The 5,373-nt window shown below is 52.1% G+C and carries 7 protein-coding genes; 2 read left to right on the top strand and 5 right to left on the bottom strand.

Going from position 1 to position 5,373, the window contains the following annotated elements; translation table 11 throughout:
* From cgtA to rplU, 3 genes are all read right to left on the bottom strand, one after another.
* The coding region (gene cgtA, locus RTY00_RS01195) for an Obg family GTPase CgtA (RefSeq protein WP_312663150.1) at nucleotides 1–1,147 on the bottom strand (1,147 nt) is incomplete at its 3' end.
* A 249-nt stretch (nucleotides 1,148–1,396) separates the two neighbouring features.
* Nucleotides 1,397–1,654, bottom strand: coding sequence for a 50S ribosomal protein L27 (gene rpmA, locus RTY00_RS01190; RefSeq protein WP_007886647.1), 258 nt, complete (start codon nucleotides 1,652–1,654; stop codon nucleotides 1,397–1,399).
* 15 nt (nucleotides 1,655–1,669) lie between these two features.
* Nucleotides 1,670–1,981 (bottom strand): 50S ribosomal protein L21, encoded by a 312-nt coding sequence (gene rplU, locus RTY00_RS01185; protein WP_007886644.1) that lies wholly within the window; start codon nucleotides 1,979–1,981, stop codon nucleotides 1,670–1,672.
* A gap of 253 nt (nucleotides 1,982–2,234) precedes the next feature.
* Here rplU and ispB point away from each other — a divergent pair, with 253 nt between their 5' ends.
* Together ispB and RTY00_RS01175 are read left to right on the top strand one after the other, a co-directional pair.
* Complete coding sequence (gene ispB, locus RTY00_RS01180; protein WP_008104346.1) at nucleotides 2,235–3,206, top strand: octaprenyl diphosphate synthase; 972 nt, start codon at nucleotides 2,235–2,237, stop codon at nucleotides 3,204–3,206.
* A 234-nt stretch (nucleotides 3,207–3,440) separates the two neighbouring features.
* Nucleotides 3,441–3,722 (top strand): helix-turn-helix domain-containing protein, encoded by a 282-nt coding sequence (locus RTY00_RS01175; protein ID WP_008104347.1) that lies wholly within the window; start codon nucleotides 3,441–3,443, stop codon nucleotides 3,720–3,722.
* Nucleotides 3,723–3,789: 67 nt separating this feature from the next.
* Here the strand turns inward: RTY00_RS01175 and murA are convergent, their stop codons facing one another.
* The gene (murA, locus tag RTY00_RS01170; protein ID WP_008104349.1) at nucleotides 3,790–5,049 is read right to left on the bottom strand and encodes a UDP-N-acetylglucosamine 1-carboxyvinyltransferase; all 1,260 of its coding nucleotides are present in this window, start codon (nucleotides 5,047–5,049) and stop codon (nucleotides 3,790–3,792) included.
* Between the two features lie 46 nt (nucleotides 5,050–5,095).
* The gene (ibaG, locus tag RTY00_RS01165) at nucleotides 5,096–5,353 is read right to left on the bottom strand and encodes a BolA family iron metabolism protein IbaG (RefSeq protein ID WP_008104351.1); all 258 of its coding nucleotides are present in this window, start codon (nucleotides 5,351–5,353) and stop codon (nucleotides 5,096–5,098) included.
* Nucleotides 5,354–5,373 lie beyond the last annotated feature (20 nt).

Genomic DNA, 5,373 nt, shown 5'->3' with positions numbered 1-5,373 from the left:
CTTCGTCTTCTTCGTCCCAATCGTCATCCCAATCGTCGTCTTCTTCCACTTCCTGCGCCGTTTCCATGGCTTCACGGTGATAATCATCCCACATGAAGGCCACTTTCTCTGGCTCTTTAGCTTCTTCTTCGGCTTCTTTTGGATTTTCGATGATAAAGCTCATCACATCCCAGCAAAGATCTTTCACGCCATCATGGCTAGCCGCAGAGATTAGGTAATATTTTTCTTCCCAGCCTAATGCTTCCACTACCGCTTTGGCACGGCTTTCCGCTTCTTCGCGGCTCAGCAGGTCACATTTGTTGAACACTAACCAACGCGGCTTCTGGAACAGTTTATCGCTGTACTTCTCCAACTCGCCGAGAATGATGCGGGCATTTTCTACCGGATCAGATTCATCGATAGGGGCAAGATCGATCAGGTGCAACAGCACGCGGCAGCGCTCAAGGTGCTTCAGGAAGCGAATACCCAGACCTGCGCCATCCGCTGCGCCTTCAATCAGGCCAGGAATATCAGCGACAACAAAACTCTTTTCGTTGTCCATACGCACTACGCCAAGGCTTGGCACCAGCGTAGTAAACGGATAATCCGCGACTTTTGGTTTGGCTGCGGAAACAGAGCGAATAAAGGTCGATTTACCGGCATTCGGCAGACCCAGCATACCAACGTCAGCCAGCAGCATCAGTTCAAGTTGCAAGTCACGCTTCTCGCCTGGTGTTCCCATGGTTTTTTGGCGCGGGGAACGGTTAACCGAGGATTTAAAGCGCGTGTTGCCAAGGCCATGCCAGCCGCCCTTCGCCACCATCAGCTTCTGCTCATGACGCGTCATGTCGCCCAGCGTTTCGCCTGTACCCTGATCAATTACGCGGGTACCAACTGGCACTTTAACGATGATGTCTTTACCACGTTTACCGGTGCAATCACGGCTTTGGCCATTCTGGCCACGTTCGGCACGGAAAGACTTTTCAAAGCGATAATCGATCAGGGTGTTGAGGTTTTCATCCGCCAACAGATACACGTCGCCGCCGTCGCCGCCGTCGCCGCCATCAGGGCCGCCTCTTGGAATATATTTTTCACGGCGGAAGCTTACGCAACCGTTGCCGCCATCACCCGCGACCGCAAGGATCGTCGCTTCATCTACAAACTTCATTTTATTTCTCCGTCACGCTGTCGTTCACGGCAGCTTGCAGGCCGCAAACGGGTCCGCCAGGGTCTTCTGCGCTGACCGACGGCGGATAATACAAGATTGGCAAAGCCAGGAGTACATAAATTGTACAACAACTGTGCTAAAGCGTAACTGTTATCCAGCAAGCTCAGTAGCAGAATGTAAAAAGCCCCGCAGAGCTGCGGGGCCTTTCATTCGTGTATTCAGACGTTAGACGTCTGCAGCACGACAACCTTACTCAGCAACGATGCTGATATATTTACGGTTGTTCGGGCCTTTAATCTCGAATTTTACTTTGCCGTCTGCGGTGGCAAACAGGGTGTGGTCACGACCACAACCTACGTTGCTACCTGCGTGGAATTTGGTGCCACGCTGACGAACGATGATGCTACCTGCCAGAACAGATTCGCCACCGAAACGTTTTACACCCAGACGTTTTGCGTTGGAGTCGCGACCGTTACGGGTCGAGCCACCAGCCTTCTTATGTGCCATTTGTCAGATCTCCTCTTACGCGCCGATCACAGTGATTTTCACATCTGTGAACCACTGACGGTGACCAGCTTGCTTACGGTAGTGTTTACGACGACGAAACTTAACGATTTTAATTTTCTCGCCACGACCGTGAGCCACAACTTCTGCCTTGATCACACCGCCTGAAACCAGTGGCGCGCCGATTTTCACGTCTTCGCCATTTGCGATCATCAGAACCTGGTCAAACTCAATGGTTTCACCGGTTGCGATGTCCAGCTTTTCCAGGCGAACGGTCTGACCTTCGCTTACTCGGTGTTGTTTACCACCACTTTGGAAAACCGCGTACATATAAAACTCCGCTTCTGCGCGTGCCTTTCTTGTTCATCAGGCGGCGCGATAAATATTCACAATAGGGCGCGAATTCTACGCAATACTCCAGCAGAAGACAAGAGCACTTTGCACTCTCTTGCAGAAAAAAAGCGCAAGGCGAATGCAAACGTTTCGCAACCCGATTTTTCAAGTACAATCAGTAACAGATTACCTGAACTCACGCTGTTTAAAGCGCTTACCATGCAAAAAACGAGTAAAGCTGAAAAGACGAATGAACTTAGAACAGATTAATGAATTAACCGCGCAGGACATGGCGGCCGTCAACCAGACCATCCTCGAGCAGCTGAATTCAGAAGTCTCACTGATTAACCAGTTGGGCTATTACATCATCAGCGGCGGGGGCAAACGCATCCGTCCGATGATCGCTGTGCTGTCGGCACGCGCGCTGAATTATCAGGGATCGTTGCACATCACCAATGCGGCGCTGATCGAATTTATCCATACGGCGACGCTGCTGCACGATGATGTGGTGGATGAATCCGATATGCGCCGTGGCAAAGCCACCGCGAACGCCGCGTTTGGTAATGCGGCTAGCGTGCTGGTGGGCGATTTTATCTATACGCGCTCATTCCAGATGATGACCAGCATGGGATCCTTGAAGATCCTGGCGCTGATGTCCGAAGCGGTCAACGTGATCGCCGAAGGGGAAGTGCTGCAGTTAATGAACTGCAACGATCCCGACATCACTGAAGAGAGCTACATGCGGGTGATCTACAGCAAAACCGCCCGCCTGTTCGAAGCAGCTTCGCAAGCATCGGCGATTTTAGCTGATGCGTCGCCAGCGCAGGAAAAAGCGCTGCAGGATTATGGCCGCTATCTTGGCACCGCTTTCCAGTTAATTGATGATTTGCTGGATTACAGCGCGGATGGCGAAACTCTGGGTAAAAATACCGGTGATGACCTGAGCGAAGGCAAACCGACGCTACCGCTGCTGCACGCGATGCACAACGGAACGCCTGAACAGGCGCAGATGATCCGTAAAGCCATTGAAGAAGGTAACGGTCGTCACCTGCTGGAACCGGTGCTGGCTGCAATGCAACAAACTGGCTCGCTGGAATGGACGCGCAAACGTGCTGAAGAAGAGGCGGATAAAGCTATTTCAGCACTGCAAGTATTACCTGAAAGCCCGTGGCGCAGCGCACTTGAAGCGCTGGCGCACATGTCAGTACAACGCGACTTCTGATTTTAACGGGGCCTGCATTGGTCCCGTTTCCTTCCTCACTCTTCTCCCCTTTCACTTACATCTCTTGCATTGCTTTTGCGAAAAGCGACGCAGTTTCGTGCGCCGTTCAAACATTTACTGGAAATTAACTGGAAACATTTGCTATAAAAATGCGGGTTTTTTCCAGATATCTCTGCAACGGGAAAGCTTTTTCAGCGGAGATGAAGTAATAACACGGACACGGAGAAGAAAGTTATGTACCCAAGGAAAGTGGATTGGCACCCGGCAGATATCATTGCTGCATTACGTAAGAAAGGCACATCACTGGCAGCGCTGTCACGTGAATCAGGGCTTAGCTCGTCAACATTGGCCAATGCGCTATCGCGTCCCTGGCCGAAAGGCGAGTGGCTAATCGCCAATGCAATCAAGGTTCATCCGGCAGAGATCTGGCCGAGCCGATATTATGATCCTTTTACCGGCCTGCTGAAGGATCGCAAAAAGCGCATACGATCACCCAAGGATCGTAAAAAGATCTGACCATACTGCAGATGAAAAAAAACCAGCCGCGTTACCGTGACTGGTTTTTTAATGCGCAAAGGCAGAATTATTCGCCGCTTACGCGCTCGATATTTGCACCCATCGCTTTCAATTTATCTTCGATGTGCTCATAGCCACGGTCGATGTGATAGATACGATCGACTAACGTGGTGCCTTCAGCAATACAACCCGCCAGCACCAGGCTTGCTGATGCACGCAGATCGGTAGCCATCACCTGCGCACCCGACAAGGTTTCAACGCCATGACAAATCGCAGTGTTGCTTTCGATTTCCGCATGCGCGCCCATACGAATCAGTTCAGGGATATGCATGAAGCGGTTTTCGAAGATGGTTTCGGTAATCACACCGGTGCCTTCTGCCACCAGGTTGAGCAGCGTGAACTGCGCCTGCATGTCAGTTGGGAAGCCAGGATGCGGCGCCGTGCGGATATTCACCGCTTTTGGACGCTTGCCGTGCATATCCAGGCTGATCCAATCTTCGCCCACTTCGATCTCTGCACCAGCCTCACGCAATTTAGACAACACCGCATCCAGCGTATCTGGCTTGGTATTGTGGCAAACAACTTTGCCACGTGAAATCGCTGCTGCGACCAGGAAAGTACCGGTTTCGATACGATCTGGCAGAACGCGATAAACGCCGCCGCCCAGACGCTCAACACCTTCGATGGTGATTTTGTCTGTGCCCGCGCCCGTGATTTTCGCGCCCAGCGTGTTGAGGAAGTTTGCCGTATCGACAATCTCCGGCTCACGCGCGGCGTTCTCAATAATGGTGATGCCGGTAGCCAGCGTAGCCGCGCTCATGATGGTGACGGTAGCGCCAACAGACACTTTATCCATCACGATGTGCGCGCCTTTCAGGCGGCCATTGACAGAAGCTTTAACGTAGCCTTCTTCCAGCTTAATTTCCGCACCCAGCTGTTCCAGGCCAGTAATGTGCAGATCGACCGGACGCGCACCGATAGCGCAACCGCCCGGCAGTGAAACCTGGCCCTGACCAAAACGCGCCACCAGCGGACCCAGCGCCCAGATCGAAGCACGCATGGTTTTCACTAAATCGTAAGGCGCACTGAAAACATTAACTTCGCGAGCATCAACGTGGACCGAACCATTGCGCTCAACGCGCGCACCCAGCAGATTCAGCAGCTTCATGGTGGTATCGATATCACGCAGCTTCGGCACGTTCTGAATCTCTACCGGCTCTTCAGCCAGCAGCGCAGCAAACAGAATCGGCAACGCAGCATTCTTCGCCCCGGAAATGGTCACTTCACCACTTAAACGAGTGGGGCCTTGCACACGAAATTTGTCCATTAACACGGCTCTCAATTATCTATCAATAAAACAACCGGTGAGGCACTCAGAAACCGTTGAGTTTACGGTCGCGCGCCCACTCGGCTGGGGTATAAGTTTTGATGGAAACCGCATGAATACGGTTATCCGCAATATATTCCATCAGCGGCGCGTACACAGCCTGCTGCTTCTTCACGCGGCTCAGTTCGCCGAACATTTCGCCCACCGCGATGACCTGAAAATGGCTGCCATCGTTGCTGAGTACGTGTACTTCTTCTAATGCCAGCGCCTGCATTAGCACGGCCTGAACTTCACTATTTTCCATCGCTCGTTACTTCACTTAAT

The organism is Pantoea sp. CTOTU49201 (assembly GCF_032054795.1).
In the GTDB taxonomy this organism is placed as follows: Bacteria; Pseudomonadota; Gammaproteobacteria; order Enterobacterales; family Enterobacteriaceae; genus Pantoea; species Pantoea symbiotica.
This window is presented reverse-complemented; position numbering and strand designations above follow the sequence as displayed.